Source organism: Acinetobacter sp. YH12211, assembly GCF_013418015.1.
GTDB lineage: Bacteria > Pseudomonadota > Gammaproteobacteria > Pseudomonadales > Moraxellaceae > Acinetobacter > Acinetobacter towneri.
This window is the reverse complement of record NZ_VPCW01000002.1, coordinates 142,698-161,941: the sequence shown is the minus strand read 5'-3', so window position 1 is coordinate 161,941 and position 19,244 is coordinate 142,698. Positions and strand designations below refer to the sequence as shown.

Below are 19,244 nucleotides of genomic sequence, written 5' to 3'. Positions count from 1 at the left end.
TAGACAATGGATTTAAATTTAACCTAGCCCAAGCCATTGCTCATAAGCTATTGATGAAAGCTCAGCTAAACTCATGTTATTCCATACGGCTTTTTGCCAACTCGACATGTTCAGGGCTTAAATACATCCATTCACCCACATCTAAAGCCAAATCAGTCAAGTTTAATGCACCAACTTGCTGACGATGTAATTGTTCTACTTTATTGCCCACTGCTGCCAGCATACGTTTAACTTGGTGATAAACACCTTGATGAATGGTCATCTGCAATTCATGTTCAGCAAGCTGTTGTACCTCTGTTGCAGCAAATGTCCCTGATTCATTGCGCAATGCGACACCCTGCTCAAGTTGCTGGATTTGTGTTGCATTAATCGGGTCTGCGGTGTGCATAGCATACACTTTTGCCACATGCTTTTTAGGATGGGTCAATGCTTGTAAAAACTGTCCATCATCCGTCAGCAATAACAGCCCTGTGGTGTCCTGATCTAAGCGTCCAACACACTGCAAACCACGATTCAGCAATACATCATCAAACAAGTCAAACACACTAAAATGATGGGTCGCCTGATGCGAACACTCATAGCCTTGTGGTTTATGTAAGGCGATATAGACCTTTTCACGATATTGATAATTTTCCCCATACACCGAAAATTGCAAAACCGTTTCAGGCGCAATTTTTATCGCGAATTTAGGATTGGTCTGGGTTTCGCCCATAATGGTGACTGCACCATTTTTAATGAGTTGTTGGCAATGTTTACGTGATCCAAAGCCTTGTGATTGCAACATTTTTTCCAACAACATGATGAGCGACCTAATGATAAAAAGTATAAATATATTTGCTGCTATTCTAAACCAAATACACCGTAAATTCTGAACACATTGCGTACCTTGCCCGCTTGTAGTGCAAAACAGTTACAATAACTGCACTTTTCCAATTTATTTCCCCTTTTATGGATCACCATGCTCTCTCAATTAGACCTTAACCTGATGGTGCTGATCGTTCTACTCGCATGCGGTATTTTTAGCCAAAATACGGCTGTGACCATTGCCGCAGCAGTACTGATTGTTTTTAGAATTACGCCGCTAAGTGAATTTTTCCCACTATTGCAGCAGCATGGCTTAAATCTGGGCATTATCATTCTCACCATTGGCGTACTGACACCCATTGCCAGTGGCAAACTTCCAGGCGAAGCAATTCTAAAATCTTTCCTGAGTTGGAAATCTTTACTTGCGATTGCAATTGGTGTTTTTGTGGCATGGTTAGGCGGGCGTGGTGTCAAGCTCATGACCAATCAGCCTGATGTGGTCGCAGGCTTATTGATTGGTACAGTCGCAGGTGTTGCTGTGCTACGTGGCGTGCCTGTGGGACCACTGATTGCAGCAGGAATTCTCACCTTGTTTATTGGCTATTCTTAACATAGATTTAGGGACGCTTGGTTTAGATGGTTTTGCTTGAATTCATCGTCTTGTATCAACCAATTTCAATAAAAACCATCCAAATCTAAGCCACTTTGCGAAACAAGATAGATGTTAATATCATTCCCATTGCAGATAAAACGGCCATTAAAATACCAACCCAAAGCCATGTTCCTGTGGCAGATACGATAGCTGCGACCACAGGCGGCAATAAAAATTGTGAAATTGCCGAGCACTGCAACACCAAACCTACGGTGGTACTAATCGCAATCGGTTGTGGTGCAAAATTAAGTACTTGCGCAAATACCACAGCTGCGACTAAACCACCAAATAAAGAGAAATGGATGACCAATAAAAACTGCACAATGAATGGTAAAACATCACGCAAAATATAAAAACTCAGTGCGCATAGCATCAATACCGCAAAACCCATTTGCATCAACACTTGCGCTCTCAGCCCACGCTGTAATAACAACCCACATACAAATGTACCCACCGCATTTGCCATTGCAACCATAGCTGTGAGCACACCTGCGGTTTGTAAAGATATTTGATATTGCTGATAAATGGTCGGCAAAAAACCCACCAAACTGAACCACTGCCCTGCATAAACACCAAAAACCAAAGCCAATATCCATGCGGGTGGATGGCTCAAAGTGCTTTTAATCAGTTCAAAGATGGCAATGGCTTGCGTGCTGATCTGCACACTTGGTACGGCTTTATAAATGATGATTGCGAGCGCAAAGGATAACAATCCCAAACACATCCACACGCCTTGCCAATCCAAGATGGGCAGTAAAAACGGCGTACTTAGTAAACCAATACCCATCCCACCGCCCATATAGGCACTCCACAGCCCCATTTTGGCAGGCAACTGCTCCACTGCAACCAGTTGACGAATAAATGCAGGGCCGCTGAGTGTAATCAGTAAAAAGCCAAAACCTTCAATTACACGCAGACTTAATAGTGCGGAAAAGCTATGTACAAAACCACCAACAAAACTTGCACCTGCCAATAAAGACAAACCCAAAAGTACACAGCGTTTTAAGCCAATTTTTGCAGTATAACTGCCTAGCAACAACGCCAAAGACATGCCCGCAGCTTGTACCAAAGACAGCAAAAAACCTGCCTGAACCAAACTAATTCCGAGTTCAGCTTGTAGGATGGGTACAGTCGGTGGCAACTTGCCAATATGCATTGCTGCCATAAAACCCGCAGCAACAATCCACAAATCCTTTGTCAGCCAACGTACCGAACTCACTGCGCTCTCCCTTAATTTTCGCAAGGCAAGCTTAGCAAGAACATCTCACTGTTTTTAGTGGAGATTTAGATGAGCTTAGTGTTTTTAGCGATAAATTAGCATTCTCTTTACGATGCTGATCGTACGATTTTTAACTTGAATAATACTGCGTGCGTTTTTGGGAAAATTTCTCTAATTGCTTCAAAAAGCCTTCAAAATAGCACTTTTCTTTTTCTTCGCTACGATAACCCGCATACAAGGTACGGCGTAATCCTCCCGCAGCAACGCAGTCTAAACGACGTGAAGTTACCCAGCCTTTTTGCTCATATTCATTCACCACCCAATCTGGCAATGCGCCAATCCCTCGCCCACTCGCCACCAGTTGAATCAACATTTGGGTTAAATCTGTAGTACGAATAGCTTTTGGCTGAATATTGGCTGGAATGAATAGCTTAGACATAATATCTAAACGGTGTTTATCGACAGGATAGGTAATCAGGGTTTCTTCTGCCAACTCCTGTACGGTAATGCGCTCGGCACGTACTAAAGGATGAGTATTTGACAACACCAAACGCGATTCATATTCAAAAATTGGAAAATATTCGATACCTTTTAAGGCAATCGGGTCTGCGGTAATCAATAAATCAAATTCTGCGTTTTGCAATAATTCATGCGGATTGGCTTCAAAACCTGAAGCAAAATCTAAATCTACATCAGGGTATTGCTGACGATATTGATTCAGCAGCGGCATCAACCAGTCAAAGCAACTATGACATTCCGAAGAAAAAATAATTCGCCCCGTTTGACCATGCACAATGCGGGTAATATCAGTTTGGGTGATTTGAATTTGTGGCAGGACATCATCCGCCAGTTTCAATAAACGCTGTCCGACATTGGAAAATGTCACAGGGCGACTACGACGGTTCACCACTTCTACGCCATACCAATGATCTAGTTCTTTGAGTTGATGAGAAATGGCAGATGGCGTCAGACATAAATCATTGGCGGCAGCAACCAAAGAACCATGTTCACGCAGGGCTGATAGCGTTTTTAAGTGGCGAATTTCAAGCATTGCTTGTTCCTAGTTTTTCAAGTTATTGACTGCATGTTTAGACCTAGGTCGCATTTTTATTTTGCAAAATAAGAAACAAAGCCAAACATGATTCAATTTAATAATGAATTAATTTAATCTTAGCATGTAAATAATGAGTTTTCTTCATCTTAGTTTTTATTCGATGATATTTACTACGAAATCAATACAATTCCATAAAAATAATATGGCTTTCAGCAAGCATGTTTTAGGCTTCCAACGTGCAGAGCCAAACTAGAATTGAAATTCTTAACCCAAGCCTCGCTTACTCCGACAACTTCTCTCCACAATGTGGGCAGTATTTATAAGGCTCCTGTTCTAAACGCAGCTCTTCTTCACGACGCTCACGAATTAACTGCAATAAAATATCTTGGGTTTGCTCAATGGTTAAACCGACTTGTTTGCGTAAATCTTCAATTTTTTCTTGATCATTTAACAGATCAATCTCACTATTTTGCAATAGCTCTCTAAATTTCAACCCTAAATGCTGCTTACGTTGTTCAAGTTCGTTGGCTAAACCTGTGGCTAAAATACCTGCAGGCAATGCTGCCAAGCCGACACCCAATACCGTAATTAACGCACCTAAAATTCTGCCCCAAGGGGTAATTGGTGTGACATCGCCATAACCGACTGTGGTTAAAGTCACCACTGCCCACCACATCGAAGCGGGAATTGAGCTAAAGGCTTCAGGCTGTGCCTTGCTTTCCACCACATACACACCTGCGGCAGACATCACAATCATAATAGAGAGAATAAAAATGACTGCCTGAAATGATCCTTTTTCCCGTTTGATCACTCTTAATAAAATTTGCAATGATACAAAGTAACGTGTCAGTTTTAACAAACGCAGCAAACGTAAAATTCTTAGGAACCGTAAATCTAGATGCACAAAGAAGTTAATATAAGCAGGTAGAATCGCCAACAAATCTATAATTGCCCCACCGCTGGTAAGCCATTTTACACGCTGTTTCCACGGCGAAATAAACGGGTCTTTTTCGGCAATACTCCAAATCCGCAGCAAATATTCAAGCGTAAACACTGCGATGGAAAAGTTTTCAAAATGGTCAAAAAATACCTGATAGGCAAGATAGACATCATTCACCGACTCTAAAATAACCGCACTGGCATTGCCTAAAATCAGTAAAATTAAAAAATAGTTAATGCAACGACTAAACCATGTTTCATAGTCATCGTCGTGTAAGTTGTTATAGACAAATTTTCGAAATGTGTACCACGGTGTAAATGCCATACCGAATATTATATTTTAAGGCTTACAGTGATGGCAGTTTAACCGAAGTTTTTCTCAAAACGATAGTATTTTATGTGACGTTAAGCGGGCATTTTTAATGCAGAATTGCAGTATAAGTCATCATTATCCAAATGACTAAACTACTGAATAAACAGCAATGCTAAACGCACCTGATCATAGCCCATGCGTGGACTAGTCGCTTCAACAATCGGGCGCAGTTTAATTGCGCCATCATCGCTGAAGTGCTCTGCATTTTGACGCTTCATTAATCGCTTATAAATTTTACGGACCTCTTCCACCACTTCTTCACCTGGATGTGCCACTGAAATATCCAGATTTTGTTCTTTTTGCAAACGTGCCAAATGGTTGATAATAGTTGCAGGAGTTAAACCTCGCTCTACTGCAATATCCTGAATATCATAACCTTCTTCAAATAAAGCGCGGGTTTCATCTAACGTGGCAGTCGCATAATTGGTTTTTCCACCTTTGGCAATTTTCTTTTCATTGCGCAAAATTTCGGTTTCGTTCAACGTGCCACCACAGTGACGAATAAATGCATTATGTTGTGGTGTTAAATCCATCAGCTCATAGTGCGTTTCAGCTTCTTCAGACAATTCCTGAAAACGGCGGTCAGCCTTAATCGCTAAACTGTCGAGTTCCAAAGCTTGGCTATTAAATCCCAATAAACGCAAACCGCTTAACGATTTTAATCGTGACAACGCCACATAACCCTGCCCTTTTTCAAAAGTATGGCTAAGATTGATTTCTGCCGCTTCTAAGGTCATACCTTGTGATTTGTGGATGGTAATTGCCCATGCCAAACGCAGCGGAATTTGCTGGAAACTGGCAATGGTTTTGCCTGCATCATTATCCACCGACCAAGTTTCAGGCTCGACCAGTAATACTGTGCCATCGGTCAATTTTACTTTAGGCAAAATACCGTGATCGTCATCTTCTTCAAAGCCAATCACTTCGCCCAAACTGCCGTTGATATAGCCCATATCGAAGTTGTTTTTAACAAACATCACTTTGGCATGTTTTTTTAGATTTAAAATTTCAGGCGCACGTACGGATGATTTCAGCGTTTCAATCAACTTTTCATTGCCATCACACACGGCATCAAACTGCTTGCTCTCAGTTTCAATTTCATTCAGATGCTTAAAGTTGATATTGTCCACGTCCATATTGTGCGTATATAAACGTGTGAAAGTGTCGCCAATATCTTGATGGCGGGTGTGCTCCAAAGCCTGAATATGTTGATGATCAATACTTTGTGCACGAATTGCATTGAGAATGTCATTTAAATAATCGTCGCCCTGACGGTGCTGCTCAGTTAAATAACAGACTCGAAATTTAGCTTCGACCCACGCCTCTGACATAAAACAGAACTTGTCACGATTGCGCTCATCGTTTTTTCCTACAGGCGGTAACTGGAAAAAATCTCCTGCAACAATCACCTGAATGCCGCCAAAGGCTTCATCACTGTCTTTAAAATATTTTAAAACCTGATTGACTAAATTCAGTTGCTTGGCATGCAACATCGAAATTTCATCAATAATCAACACTTGCGCATTTTCTAAATGTTCTTTGAGATATTTGCGCTCTTTCATATTTTTTAGGTCGGCATCGGACAAAAAGTCTTTAATACCAATACCTGCCCACGTGTGAATGGTCATGCCATTCATATGCGTTGCAGCAATACCTGTAGATGCTGTAATGGCTACAGGTACTTTTCGTGCTTTTAAATAATTGATGTATTGATTCAGGGTATAGGTTTTACCCGCACCAGCAGAGCCTGTTAAAAAGACATTTTCGCCTGCTTTTAAAAGTTTAAGTGCAGTTTCCTGTTTCATAAGACCTATACCATTGCTGAACGGCTATAGCCTAACGAGTTTTTGCCTAAAAGTTAAGGCTCAAGTCTGCGAATACGACAACTGTTGTCTTATGCTTTAGCTGGCAATTGTGGATTCAGCCATGCAATAAACTGCTCTGCAATGGTCACCAGTAACTGTTCCGCTTTTTGATTATTCGGATATTCCAACTGATCAAATTCAAGTTGCCTCTGCCGAAAATGACAGCCCAGAGTCAATTGCTGCGCATAATGTGGCGATGCCATGTGAAAAGCCACATATTGCCCTTCACTCATTAGCTTGGCATAGCTAAGTGCCAAACAGTGTTTAAAGTTTTGTGATTCTTCAATAATACGGTCTAGATGAGTCAGCTCCTCAAAGCACCAACCTGAAAACTTTAGCATCGGCATAGGGCTTTTGGCCTGCCATGCACAGCACTGAATTTCCTTTTTTAATTTGGCCATCAGCTCTGCTTTGTAGACCTGTTGATGCCAACGCACCGCCTGATGAAACAGCCCTAACCAACTCAGACTTTTAGGAATATGCGTATGCGCTGCAAAATATTCTAGTAAATAATCACGCACATAACTGTCAAACACTGAAACTCGCTTATGCTGCGCCCGTAAATAAAAACGCTGCCGAAAATCATCGGGTTGAAGCTGATAACGCTGCAATACCGTATAAAAATCACGCTGCTGCTGACTCTCGGGCTGAATATAATCCAACAAAGTAGGCTGTAAATCCTGTGTGATTTGCTGCAAATAAGTCATATAACTTTGCATGACACGACTCAAACGTCTAAATACATGCTTAACCAAATACTCATCTTGCTGCGCCACGGTTTTTAGCAAACTCATCCATTCATCCAAATACAAAATGGAAGGACTAATCGCAACACGTGGATCATCCAACGATTGTTTTTCGCCATGCGGCATTAAACTGACATTATGCGCATGTGCGAACCACGCTTGCTGTGTCGCATATACATTACAGCTTTGAATGAACATACGTGCGGCTGAATATTGAAAATATTGCAAAGTTGCCAAAATAATCCGTGGATGTGCCTGACTACAATCGACAAAACTGAGCGCAGTCACTGCCACCCGCACACTGGTATGATGAATATTTAAACTAAGCCAATCCAACACTTGTGCAGACTGTTTAAACAGCCAATTCACCGCACGTGGATAATCAAATAACGGCAGTTTGGCGACTTTCTTTTGCCAAATTAAAGGGCAAGATTTTAAAAAATGCGGTTTCGCCAAAGCATCGGAACGCTGCCACACCTCACGGTGCATTAAACGCGCAAAACCCAATAAATGCCCATGTTCTTCGGCATGTCGATACAACAACCGAATATCATCCTGATGATCGATTAAATCCTGCAAATTAAATCGTTCAGGAAATGAAATACTTAAAATACGATGCATGGCTTTAGGTAAAAATTCTGCCGCACTAAAACAAAAATCATCATAACTTTGCATCAGTGCTTGCACTGGCAAAAAGGTTTCACCCTCTATAAATTCCAAAGCACACAGCATCGTTAAGTTAGTTAAAACATCTTCAGGAATGTGCTGCCCTTGCTGCACAAATTTGGTCAATACTGGTTGATACTGATCGTCTGCCTGCATTAATGCCTGATCTAAAATTTGTGCCTGCATTGCATCTAAATGCAATAACAATTGCTTAACCCGTGCTGCACCATCTACCCACAGGTAAACTTGCTGCAGAATCAATTGTCGCAATTGCTGCGCCTGATTACGCAAAAATAAAGAATGCTGCGGTTTTAAATCCCCAGTCAAAAAATGCAGATCATGTAAGAAAAAATCTTCAAATGCTTCTTGCTGTTTCCCCGCAAATTCAAAGTGAGTTTCTATTAAATTTGTATGCGATTTTGGCGGATAAAATTCAAGACTAAACAGACCATTCAGCAATTCGACCCGATGCTGCAAAGGATCGATCCGAAACAAATTTTGTGCTGTAAAATGTCCAACCAAATCCATTTGATCTTGATAGATTTCTGCGGCCACACTGGAAATACGAACCAATTGCTGTGCAACGGCATGCAACTGGCTATGCTGGCAAATTGGCTGCATATACGCTCCTCATGCTTAAGTGCGGTCTATCTAAGTGTCATCTTATTTTTATTTGATTGCACCGACTAGACCCATCACGTGATACATCCCTATTTTTTGTTTTTTATTTCCATCTGCAAAAAGTGGACAATTCTTCAATCGAGCTTAAGCCACTTATTAATTGAATTACACCTGAAATTTATGTGAACGGTATCTACACCTTAAAATTAGAGATACAAAAACACTATAAACAAGATTTAAGCCCTTGCCTATAGCCTGCGCACAACTTCAGAAAAAATAAAAACCCATTAAAAAACAAATAAATTTCAATTGATTAGTTTGCATTATTTACTCAGAAAATAGGGTTGGTGTTTGGTAGGTAGGATTTCACCACAAAGCATTGAATACTCAAATCACGGTTCAACACCGCGTTAACAACACATTATTCCAATACCCAATGCAAGAAGGAATCTGAGCATGGCTTTTAAAAATATTGCAGATCAAACCAACGGTTTTTATATTCCTTGTGTGTCTCTCTTCGGCCCTGGTTGTGCCAAAGAAATTGGCGTAAGAGCGCAAAATTTAGGTGCTAAAAAAGCCCTGATTGTGACAGATGAAGGACTGTTTAAATTTGGCGTAGCCGATACCATTGCAGGCTATCTCACCGAAGCAGGCGTTGCTAGCCATATCTTTGCAGGTGCTGAGCCAAACCCAACCGACATTAACGTACATAAAGGTGTCGATGCCTACAATGCCAATCAATGCGACTTTATTGTGTCTTTAGGTGGCGGTTCTTCACACGACTGTGCCAAAGGCATTGGCTTAGTTACCGCAGGTGGTGGGCATATTCGTGATTATGAAGGCATTGATAAAAGTACCGTGCCAATGACTCCACTAATTGCCATTAACACCACAGCAGGTACAGCATCGGAAATGACCCGTTTCTGTATCATTACCAATACCGACACGCACGTTAAAATGGCAATTGTCGATTGGCGCTGCACACCACTCATCGCCATTGATGATCCAAAACTCATGATTGCCAAACCTGCAGGTTTAACCGCAGCAACAGGCATGGATGCCTTAACCCATGCTGTAGAAGCCTACGTTTCAACTGCAGCCAATCCTATTACCGATGCCTGCGCTGAAAAAGCTATTCGTATGATTAGCCAGTGGCTTAGCCCTGCCGTGGCAAATGGTGAAAATATTGAAGCACGTGATGCCATGAGCTATGCGCAATATTTGGCTGGTATGGCATTTAATAATGCCTCATTGGGTTATGTGCATGCCATGGCGCATCAACTCGGTGGTTTCTACAACTTGCCGCACGGCGTCTGTAATGCAATTTTACTGCCGCATGTTTGCGAATTTAACCTGATTGCCTGCCCTGAGCGTTATGCAGATATTGCAGAATTGATGGGAGTCAATACTGACGGATTAACCACCACAGAAGCCGCCTATGCCGCAATTGATGCAATTCGTGAATTATCTAGCTCAATTGGTATTCCAACAGGTTTAGCAGAGTTAGGCGTGAAAGAAGATGACTTGGCGATTATGGCTGAAAATGCACAAAAAGATGCCTGCATGCTCACCAACCCACGTAAAGCCAATCATGCACAAGTGGTCGAAATTTTTAAAGCCGCGATGTAATTTGAATCTCCTGCTGAGTGAATCAAGATTTGCTCAGCATCTCCCATCCTTTTTTTCAATTTTCCTCTTTTGCTGTTTTATTTTTATCCTTCCCTTTGGCAGAACCATCTCAGATGCGTTCTGCTTTTTTTGCTGTTCAGAACAAAATGAACTCGCAGCATAAAACTAAAGCGATTTAGATGCAGAGGGTTTGCATAATTCAATTTGACAAATGCGCACAGCTCATCAAGGATATAGTCAAAATAAAATGGATGACGAACACCTTATGCTGTTAAGTAAAAAACAAAAAACAACACCAAGCTATCAACCCGATATTTTGGGTGCCGATTACCAACAAATGACGCTGGATTTTCCATCTGATTATGAAGGCAAAGTGATTGCTACCTTGGTACGCAAAAAAGCTGAACAGGAAACCCGTAAAGCCGTACTTTATATTCATGGTTTTATTGACTATTTCTTTCAAACTGAAATGGCAGACCAGTTTAATCAGCATGGTTATGACTTTTATGCCCTAGATTTACGTAAATATGGGCGTTCGCATTTGTCACATCAAAATTGGTACAATGTGCGCAGCTTGTCTGAATATGATGCAGAAATTTCCGCTGCACTTGAGCAAATTGCCACAGAAGAACATGACTCAGTAATTTTGGCAGGACATTCAACAGGTGGATTAATCACCACGTTATATGTGGCACATCATCCCAATCATCCACTGATTCGTGGTTTATGGTGCAACAGCCCTTTTTATGATTTCAATATGAGCGAGATTGAGAAAAAATTCGGCATTCCTCGTTTAAGCCAATTGGGCAAATTGCTGCCAGAAATGAAATTTCCAAGCCGCCTTAATCCATTTTATGTACCAAGTCTACACAAACAATATCATGGTGAATGGTTATTTAATTTGGAATGGAAGAAACCGCGTTATCCAAAAGTGCGATTAAGTTTTGTTCGTGCAATTCATGAAGCGCAAAAAGAAATTCATGCCAGTGTGCATTTGGGTGTACCCACCTTAATTATGCATGCGAGTCAAAGTAGTTATCCACGCCAATGGAATGAGATTGCGCAACGCACTGACGTAATTTTAAATGTTGCAGATATGCAAAAATATGGGCATCACATGCATGGCGATATTCAGCTTTGCCAAATTGAAGATGGCGTGCATGATTTGGTGCTTTCTGCGCCAGAAGTCCGCGCGGAAGTGTATCAGTCCTTGTTTGACTGGTTAAACCGCAAAGGGCTGTAAAAACTAAAAAAAACAGTAAGACTAAAGGACAGTGAAATGAAAGCCTAAAGACTTGATTCGTCATTTAGGCTTTGTATTTTAATAAAATTTGATGTGCAGGATGATGCTTTGGCATCAGTTCAATTAAACGCTCTACCGCATCAATCGCTTCAGGGCTATGCGCCAAATGTTTCAGCAATACATCGGTATCTTGTGCATTAAAAATGGCATCACTCAGGCGTGATTCTAAACAATCTCGCCATGCGCATAAAAATGGACTTTCAGTTTTCGCCAAAAATACCCCTGCACACGTTTGCAAGGCAGACTGCACATAACCTGCATCTAAAGCCTGCTCAGCTTGTAAAAAATCGGCTTCAATATGCGCCAAAACTCGGTAAGGACGCGAGCCGAGCATCCCCCCTAAAATATCGCGTAATTGCGACATTTCAGCTTTTAGCGTTCCCATGCTGACTTTACGCTCACCATATAGTGCTTGGTGTAAAGTGTCTAAACTCATGCCTTGTGGGCAAAGTGCCAAAATCACCAATATTTCAATTTGACGCGGTGTCATCACCACCACTTTGCCATTAAATAACACCTGTGGCACACGAAACGCGCGAATATAAAGCTGCTGTTTTTGCTGTTCCAGCAACGCATTTTGAATTAAAGAAGCACAGCGCTCTGCTGCCAACAAACCCAAACTGTTATGATTTTTCCAAGTGGTCGATAAATCAATCACGCCCAACACTTGTTTGGAATGTGGGTCTAAAATTGGTGCAGCATAACAAACCCAGTCATGTAACGATGACATATAATGTTCACTGGAAAACACACAACTGGCTTGCTGAGTTTTGAGTGACAAAGCCAAAGCATTGGTACCCACCAACTCTTCACGCCACTGTCCACCCTCTACAAAATGTACTCGTTCCGCCACATTACGCATTTGAGCGCTCGCTGCCGTCCAAATAATCGTACTGCCCACATCGCCCACGGCTGCCACCATGTCGGACTGCTGCGCGATATGTTTTAAATCTTCTGCGCAATTTTGCACAGCTCTCTGTAAAGCCGAACCGCCTTGCGGATGCGATAAACTGGAATTTAACGGAGCAGCCTGCCGATCTACAGGAATTTCTGCAATTTCAGAGCGTTGCCAAGAATTTAAAATACTCTGCTGAATTTGCTGCGCATGCAGCGGCGATAAACTACTGCTTTGTCTAAACCGTTCAATATGCAATTGTTTTTCCAATAGATCTTGTTTTTTCATCATGACTGATTCTCACAATCCTGTGGGCATTACATCCATTGTAGTGCTTGTTTTTGTAAGGATTTGTTCGTTGCTTGTAAACCTGCAACTTTCCAACCTTTTTCCAACCTTATATTGGTATGCTAAACAAATAACGTACCAAAGTACCTTATACCATAGCCGTAAATTTAACCTGATTTTAGACACAGGATTGTTCTAAACGGTAAAGTGACGGCAGATTATAAAAAACCATCAAAGGAAGAGAATTATGCGTTACGTAGATCCCAATCAACCCGGTTCAAAAGTTCAATTTAAAGCACAATACGAAAACTTTATTGGTGGCGAGTGGGTCGCCCCTGTAAAAGGCGAATACTTTGAAAATATCTCTCCTGTAGATGGCAAAGTATTTACCAAAGTCCCACGCTCATCGGCAGAAGACATTGAACTGGCTTTAGATGCAGCCCATAAAGCCAAAGCACAATGGAACAGCTCATCTCCAACCACACGCTCCAACATTCTGCTTAAAATTGCAGATCGTTTAGAACAAAATCTAGAATTATTGGCAGTGGCAGAAACATGGGATAATGGTAAGCCTGTCCGTGAAACATTGGCTGCCGACATTCCATTGGCAATTGACCATTTCCGTTATTTCGCAGGCTGTATTCGTGCCCAAGAAGGCGGAATTTCTGAAATTGATGAAGATACCATCGCCTATCATTTCCATGAGCCATTGGGCGTTGTGGGGCAAATTATTCCATGGAACTTCCCAATTTTAATGGCAACATGGAAACTTGCACCTGCTTTGGCTGCGGGTAACTGTATTGTACTTAAACCTGCGGAGCAAACCCCTGCTAGTATTTTAGTTTTGGTCGAGCTGATTCAAGATTTATTGCCTGCAGGCGTACTAAACGTAGTCAATGGTTACGGCGTAGAAGTCGGTCGCCCATTGGCAACTAATCCACGTATTGCCAAAATTGCATTCACAGGTTCGACTCAAGTCGGTCAATTGATCATGCAATATGCCACTGAAAACATCATTCCAGTGACTTTGGAGCTTGGTGGTAAATCTCCAAATATTTTCTTTGAAGATATTATGGCGCAAGATGACGACTACCTAGATAAAGCGCTTGAGGGCTTTGCCATGTTCGCGCTGAATCAGGGTGAAATTTGTACTTGTCCATCACGTGCGCTCGTACAGGAAAGTATTGCTGACCGTTTCCTTGAAAAAGCCATTGAACGTGTTAAACGTATTAAAACAGGTCACCCGCTTGATACTGAAACTATGATTGGTGCGCAGGCATCGCAAGAACAACAAAACAAAATCTTGGGTTGTATTGCGACAGGTCGTGCCGAAGGTGCGCAAGTTTTAACAGGTGGCGGTGAACGTCATGAAGTTGGCAGTGGTTTCTATATTGAGCCGACAATTTTCAAAGGCACCAATGACATGAAAATTTTCCAAGAAGAAATTTTCGGCCCAGTGCTTTCTGTGACTACATTTAAAGACTTTGATGAAGCCATTAAAATTGCCAATGACACCATTTACGGTTTAGGTGCAGGTGTTTGGTCACGTTCTGCGCACACTTCTTACCGTGCAGGCCGTGCTATTCAGGCGGGTCGCGTTTGGACGAACTGTTACCACATCTACCCTGCGCATGCCGCTTTCGGTGGTTATAAAAAATCAGGTATTGGCCGTGAAAACCACAAGATGATGTTAGAACATTATCAACAAACCAAGAACTTGTTGGTGAGCTACTCAACTAAACCTGCTGGCTTCTTCTAAGTTGGTTAATTCAACCTTAACATGATGAATGAAAATGCGAACTTCGGTTCGCATTTTTTATGTTTTGGATATACGAATGGACAAAAAGTAAAATAAAAAAGCCATTCATCCAAACAGATTTTAAAGCCATAGACCTCAAGTTGCTGACATTAAAATCATGGATAAAAATCACAGACATAAAAAAGCACCATTTTTAAAATGATGCTTTTTGATCAAATCATTACTACTTATTTTTTAGCAGCTACAGATGCTTCAGTAGTGATGTTAACAGTAATTTTATCACCCACGTTTGGTACATAGCTTGCGATACCAAATGCAGAACGGTTGAATGATGTTGTTGCATTAAAACCAACAGTCGCTGCCTGAGTCATTGGGTGTGGACCTTGTTTGTTCAATACTGCGTCAAGTACCACTGGCTTAGTTACACCTTTAACTGTTAAATCACCTGTGATTTTAAAGTTTTTCTTGTCTTGAGTTTCAACTTTTGTACTTTTAAAAGTAATGGTTGGATATTTTGCTGCATCAAACCAATCTGCTGCCATTAAGTGCTCATCTAAAGCTTTTACGTTGGTGTTGATGCTACTTAATGGAATCGTCACATTCACAGATGAGTTAGCAGGTTTTTTCTCATCAATGTTGATAGTACCTTGAATGTCTGAGAAGTTACCTGATGGCGTAGAAAAACCGAAGTGATCCCAAGTAAATACAGTAGCAGTATGCGTTGGGTCAATTTGATAAGCCACTGGTTTAGCCATTGTCATTGTTGCTGCAGACGCGATAGCCAAACCTAAAGCAATTGATTTCATGTTCATATTGTTCATCTCTAAAAGTGTTGATACGTTTCAATGAGGTTTAGTTTATAGATTTTTGCTGCAAATACAGGATTAAAGATAAAACAGTATGTTGCATGACTGAAACGATAAATTTGTAAAAATATGCATGCGCGTTTTACATCGCTGTTGCAGGGCTGCGATATTGAATAAAACCTGTTCTTTTTGCGACACGATCATACAACTGCCGTGCCTGTAAATTATCTTCATGAGTCAGCCAATATACCCGATCACATTCACGCTGTTGCGCTGTTTGATTCACCTGCTGAATAAGCTGCTGAGCAATTCCCATCCCTCTGTACTCAGGCAAGGTATATAAATCTTGCAAATAGGCATAAGGTTTAAGCGTCCAACAACTGTCATGTTCAATTACATGCACAATTGCCACAACTTGAGTTTGATATACGGCAGCAAAACCATAAATATGCGTACTGTGTGGATTAATTAGTTTTGACCACGTATTTTGCGTAACCTCATCACTGAGTTGCACCTGATAAAATTGCTGATAACCCTGCCAAAGTGGTTGCCATTGCTCAAATTGGATTTCACTTAACGCGACAATGTCGATGTGCTTAAATTGATGATCTAATATAGTTGTCTGCATGCTTTGATATTGCCTGATTATTTTTGCATCGAATCATTTTATTGATTATGCATCATTCATATTATGCTTAGGCTATTTTATAAACTATTTTTCAGCAATAAAAAAAGCTTTACCCTACGCATAGAATAAAGCTATTTTTGACGATACACCATTTAATGCACTGTATTCATCGCAATAGATTAAAGCTTCTCAATCAAAATACGATCAACTTGCTTTAAGCCTGATTGCTTTTCATGGTTCTTACGGCGAATTTTGATTTGCTGATCTTCAGCCAAATCCTGTAACAACAACTCTACCGCCACCATAGCTTCAAGTGGTAAATCTTGTCCAATCCACTTTTGCTCACCCGCATCCATTAAAGTGACTTCATCATTAATTTGCTCGTACAAACTCATTTCTCATCTCACTCAATTACACAGAGGTTTATTCACAAACCTGACTTACACTGAAAAAATTTGTTGGATCATCACATCGAATACCAAACAAATATGCAAAAATAAAAGACGTCCCTTTGCAGGAACGCCTTTAAAAACACTGGATTAAAAAATTAAGCTGTTAATTCTTTTACTGCAGCAACAACCGCTTCAGTGGTAATGCCAAAGTACTGATACAAGTCTTTTGCAGGTGCAGATTCACCATAAGTTGTCATACCAATAACTTTACCGTCTAAGCCGACAAACTTCCACCAGTAGTCTACATGCGCTGCTTCAACCGCAACACGTGCACGAATATGTGATGGCAATACCGCTTCACGATATGCTGCATCTTGCTTCACAAATTCTTCTGCACACGGCATAGACACAACACGTACACCTTCAAGCTGCGCGTATGCTTCCATTGCCAAGCCCACTTCTGAACCTGTTGCAATAATAATGGCTTTCAATTCACCTTTTTCTTCAGCCAAGACATAACCACCTTTTGCCACGTTCTCAATTTGCGCTTGAGTACGAGTTTGGAATGGCAAGTTTTGACGTGAGAAAATTAAAGCAGTTGGACCTTCGCTGCGTACTAATGCAGATTTCCAAGAAATAGCCGCTTCAACGGTATCTGCAGGACGCCATGTATTTAAGTTTGGCGTACCACGTAAAGATGCAATTTGTTCAATCGGTTGGTGTGTTGGACCATCTTCACCCAAACCAATCGAGTCGTGGGTATACACATGAATCACACGTTGCTTCATTAATGCAGACATACGCACGGCATTACGCGCATATTCCATAAACATTAAGAATGTTGCAACGTAAGGAATGAAACCACCGTGAAGTGCTACACCATTTGCAATAGCAGTCATACCAAACTCACGTACGCCATAATGCACGTAGTTCCCTGCTGCATTGTCCTGAACGCCTTGGCAACCCTTCCAAAGGGTTAAGTTTGAACCTGCCAAGTCTGCAGAACCACCCAATAATTCAGGCAATAATGGGCCAAATGCTTGCAAAGTATTTTGGCTGGCTTTACGCGTTGCAATAGTTTCAGCTTTAGCATTGGTTTCAGCAATAAACGCATCTGCCTGCGCGATGAATTCTGCAGGTAGTTCACCGCTTAAACGGCGTTTAAGTTCTGCAGCTTCCGTTGGATATTTTGCTGCATAGGCATCAAAAGTTGTATTCCATGCTGCTTCTGCTTCTGCACCTTTCGCTTTAGCATCCCAAGCGGCATATACATCTTCAGGAATAACAAATGCTTCATCTGTCCAGCCTAATGCTTGACGCGTCAAAGCGATTTCATCATGGCCTAATGGCGCACCGTGACAGTCTTCTTTACCTTGTTTGTTTGGCGAACCTAAACCAATAACAGTTTTACAAATAATAATAGTCGGTTTTTGCGTTTCAGCTTTTGCTTCAACCGTTGCAGCACGAATTGCATCGGCATCGTGACCATCAACTTTTAAGACTTGCCAGCCGTAAGATAAGAAACGTTGTTCGGTATCGTCAGAGAACCAGCCTTCTACTTCACCATCAATAGAAATGCCGTTGTCATCATAATAAACAACCAGCTTGCCTAAACCTAAAGTACCTGCCAATGAACATGCTTCGTGTGAAACACCTTCCATTAAGCAACCATCACCCAAGAAACAGTAAGTGAAATGGTCTACAACCTGAATATCTTCTTTATTAAATTGTGCAGCCAGTGTTTTTTCTGCTAAAGCAAAACCAACAGCATTTGCAATCCCCTGACCGAGTGGACCAGTGGTGGTTTCAATCCCTGGTGCATAACCCAATTCTGGGTGGCCAGGTGTTTTAGAGTGTAACTGACGGAACGCTTTTAAATCTTCGATTGAAAGATCATAACCTGTTAAATGCAACAACGCATATTGCAACATTGAACCATGACCATTAGACAATACAAAACGGTCGCGGTTTGCCCATTGTGGATTGGTTGGGTTGTGATTCAAAAATTCACGCCACACCACATCGGCAATATCTGCCATCCCCATCGGTGCACCTGGATGTCCTGAATTTGCTTTTTGCACAGCATCCATTGCCAATACACGAATTGCGTTTGCAATACGACGTTCGTTAAGCGGGGTCGTCATAGGTCAGAGTCCACAAAAAATCGTTAAATAGAAGAAGATGAATAGAATTCAAAACAGCCGCTATTCTCTCAAAAAAACGCCTGAGGGGTAAAGCCTATGCAACAATATTTCCGCATTAATTCCCATTCAGGGTATTTTTCGTGCAAATTCAAAGACGTTTTCACGTTTATAACAACAAGAAAATAGCTAATTGCCGTGTTAAGCTCTATTCTTGGCAAAATTCTAAAGTATAGATATTTCAACTTATAGACGCAGGATGGAATTGTGATGTCGCTCTTGCAGCAACTCCAATCAAATGCCTAGCAACAAGTTAAAACACAACAGTATTCTGTAGAAATAATAGACAGATTTTAACACATCTTGAATTTTATTCACTTTTCACACAATAAATTGAATCACAGCCATCGTCCAAAATTTTAAAACAGCTTTTGAAAATGCAGCTTGATGCAGATAAAGTCAAT

Annotated in this window: 15 protein-coding genes; 4 read left to right on the top strand and 11 right to left on the bottom strand. The window is 41.2% G+C overall.

Annotated elements, in window-relative coordinates; translation table 11 throughout:
* Positions 1-76: 76 nt before the first annotated feature.
* Positions 77-799 (bottom strand): pseudouridine synthase, encoded by a 723-nt coding sequence (locus FTU98_RS01815; RefSeq protein ID WP_131261624.1) that lies wholly within the window; start codon positions 797-799, stop codon positions 77-79.
* A gap of 159 nt (positions 800-958) precedes the next feature.
* Between FTU98_RS01815 and FTU98_RS01810 the strand changes: the two genes are divergently transcribed.
* A complete protein-coding gene (locus FTU98_RS01810; protein ID WP_004976854.1) occupies positions 959-1,414 on the top strand; it encodes a DUF441 domain-containing protein in 456 nt (151 codons plus the stop codon).
* An 85-nt stretch (positions 1,415-1,499) separates the two neighbouring features.
* Here the strand turns inward: FTU98_RS01810 and FTU98_RS01805 are convergent, their stop codons facing one another.
* The 5 genes from FTU98_RS01805 to FTU98_RS01785 all read right to left on the bottom strand — a co-directional run bounded on the left by FTU98_RS01805 (position 1,500) and on the right by FTU98_RS01785 (position 8,939).
* On the bottom strand, positions 1,500-2,675 hold the full coding sequence (locus FTU98_RS01805) for a CynX/NimT family MFS transporter (RefSeq protein WP_154320808.1): 1,176 nt from the start codon (positions 2,673-2,675) through the stop codon (positions 1,500-1,502).
* A 130-nt stretch (positions 2,676-2,805) separates the two neighbouring features.
* Entirely contained in the window at positions 2,806-3,726 is a 921-nt protein-coding gene (locus FTU98_RS01800; RefSeq protein ID WP_131261626.1) for a LysR family transcriptional regulator, read from the bottom strand.
* Positions 3,727-4,009: 283 nt separating this feature from the next.
* A complete protein-coding gene (locus tag FTU98_RS01795) occupies positions 4,010-4,993 on the bottom strand; it encodes an ion transporter (RefSeq protein ID WP_179991320.1) in 984 nt (327 codons plus the stop codon).
* 140 nt (positions 4,994-5,133) lie between these two features.
* Positions 5,134-6,846, bottom strand: coding sequence for an AAA family ATPase (locus FTU98_RS01790; RefSeq protein WP_180050215.1), 1,713 nt, complete (start codon positions 6,844-6,846; stop codon positions 5,134-5,136).
* Between the two features lie 89 nt (positions 6,847-6,935).
* Complete coding sequence (locus FTU98_RS01785) at positions 6,936-8,939, bottom strand: hypothetical protein (protein ID WP_180050211.1); 2,004 nt, start codon at positions 8,937-8,939, stop codon at positions 6,936-6,938.
* Between the two features lie 456 nt (positions 8,940-9,395).
* On the opposite strand from FTU98_RS01785, the gene FTU98_RS01780 reads away from it, so the two are divergent.
* Positions 9,396-10,568, top strand: a complete 1,173-nt coding sequence (locus FTU98_RS01780) for an iron-containing alcohol dehydrogenase (protein WP_004976867.1) — start codon at positions 9,396-9,398, stop codon at positions 10,566-10,568.
* Between the two features lie 247 nt (positions 10,569-10,815).
* Positions 10,816-11,811, top strand: a complete 996-nt coding sequence (locus tag FTU98_RS01775; RefSeq protein WP_179990127.1) for an alpha/beta hydrolase — start codon at positions 10,816-10,818, stop codon at positions 11,809-11,811.
* A gap of 64 nt (positions 11,812-11,875) precedes the next feature.
* Here the strand turns inward: FTU98_RS01775 and FTU98_RS01770 are convergent, their stop codons facing one another.
* Positions 11,876-13,057: a transcriptional regulator gene (locus FTU98_RS01770; RefSeq protein ID WP_179991318.1), complete on the bottom strand. Its 1,182-nt coding sequence runs from the start codon at positions 13,055-13,057 to the stop codon at positions 11,876-11,878.
* A 244-nt stretch (positions 13,058-13,301) separates the two neighbouring features.
* On the opposite strand from FTU98_RS01770, the gene FTU98_RS01765 reads away from it, so the two are divergent.
* Positions 13,302-14,813, top strand: a complete 1,512-nt coding sequence (locus FTU98_RS01765) for an aldehyde dehydrogenase family protein (RefSeq protein ID WP_004976873.1) — start codon at positions 13,302-13,304, stop codon at positions 14,811-14,813.
* Positions 14,814-15,040: 227 nt separating this feature from the next.
* Here the strand turns inward: FTU98_RS01765 and FTU98_RS01760 are convergent, their stop codons facing one another.
* From FTU98_RS01760 to tkt, 4 genes are all read right to left on the bottom strand, one after another.
* The gene (locus FTU98_RS01760; RefSeq protein WP_004976875.1) at positions 15,041-15,625 is read right to left on the bottom strand and encodes a YceI family protein; all 585 of its coding nucleotides are present in this window, start codon (positions 15,623-15,625) and stop codon (positions 15,041-15,043) included.
* Between the two features lie 136 nt (positions 15,626-15,761).
* A complete protein-coding gene (locus tag FTU98_RS01755) occupies positions 15,762-16,247 on the bottom strand; it encodes a GNAT family N-acetyltransferase (RefSeq protein WP_096901195.1) in 486 nt (161 codons plus the stop codon).
* A gap of 179 nt (positions 16,248-16,426) precedes the next feature.
* Positions 16,427-16,642: a hypothetical protein gene (locus tag FTU98_RS01750; protein WP_004976879.1), complete on the bottom strand. Its 216-nt coding sequence runs from the start codon at positions 16,640-16,642 to the stop codon at positions 16,427-16,429.
* 152 nt (positions 16,643-16,794) lie between these two features.
* A complete protein-coding gene (tkt, locus tag FTU98_RS01745; RefSeq protein ID WP_004976881.1) occupies positions 16,795-18,783 on the bottom strand; it encodes a transketolase in 1,989 nt (662 codons plus the stop codon).
* Between the last annotated feature and the right edge of the window lie 461 nt (positions 18,784-19,244).

What these genes read in the sequence shown, in the direction of transcription:
- FTU98_RS01750 (WP_004976879.1), bottom strand. Translation starts at nt 16,642, where the DNA reads ATGAGTTTGTACGAGCAAATTAATGATGAAGTCACTTTAATGGATGCG.
- FTU98_RS01815 (WP_131261624.1), bottom strand. Translation starts at nt 799, where the DNA reads ATGTTGTTGGAAAAAATGTTGCAATCACAAGGCTTTGGATCACGTAAA.
- FTU98_RS01760 (WP_004976875.1), bottom strand. Translation starts at nt 15,625, where the DNA reads ATGAACATGAAATCAATTGCTTTAGGTTTGGCTATCGCGTCTGCAGCA.
- FTU98_RS01755 (WP_096901195.1), bottom strand. Translation starts at nt 16,247, where the DNA reads ATGCAGACAACTATATTAGATCATCAATTTAAGCACATCGACATTGTC.
- FTU98_RS01795 (WP_179991320.1), bottom strand. Translation starts at nt 4,993, where the DNA reads ATGGCATTTACACCGTGGTACACATTTCGAAAATTTGTCTATAACAAC.
- FTU98_RS01810 (WP_004976854.1), top strand. Translation starts at nt 959, where the DNA reads ATGCTCTCTCAATTAGACCTTAACCTGATGGTGCTGATCGTTCTACTC.
- FTU98_RS01765 (WP_004976873.1), top strand. Translation starts at nt 13,302, where the DNA reads ATGCGTTACGTAGATCCCAATCAACCCGGTTCAAAAGTTCAATTTAAA.
- tkt (WP_004976881.1), bottom strand. Translation starts at nt 18,783, where the DNA reads ATGACGACCCCGCTTAACGAACGTCGTATTGCAAACGCAATTCGTGTA.
- FTU98_RS01790 (WP_180050215.1), bottom strand. Translation starts at nt 6,846, where the DNA reads ATGAAACAGGAAACTGCACTTAAACTTTTAAAAGCAGGCGAAAATGTC.
- FTU98_RS01780 (WP_004976867.1), top strand. Translation starts at nt 9,396, where the DNA reads ATGGCTTTTAAAAATATTGCAGATCAAACCAACGGTTTTTATATTCCT.
- FTU98_RS01770 (WP_179991318.1), bottom strand. Translation starts at nt 13,057, where the DNA reads ATGATGAAAAAACAAGATCTATTGGAAAAACAATTGCATATTGAACGG.
- FTU98_RS01775 (WP_179990127.1), top strand. Translation starts at nt 10,816, where the DNA reads ATGGATGACGAACACCTTATGCTGTTAAGTAAAAAACAAAAAACAACA.
- FTU98_RS01800 (WP_131261626.1), bottom strand. Translation starts at nt 3,726, where the DNA reads ATGCTTGAAATTCGCCACTTAAAAACGCTATCAGCCCTGCGTGAACAT.
- FTU98_RS01785 (WP_180050211.1), bottom strand. Translation starts at nt 8,939, where the DNA reads ATGCAGCCAATTTGCCAGCATAGCCAGTTGCATGCCGTTGCACAGCAA.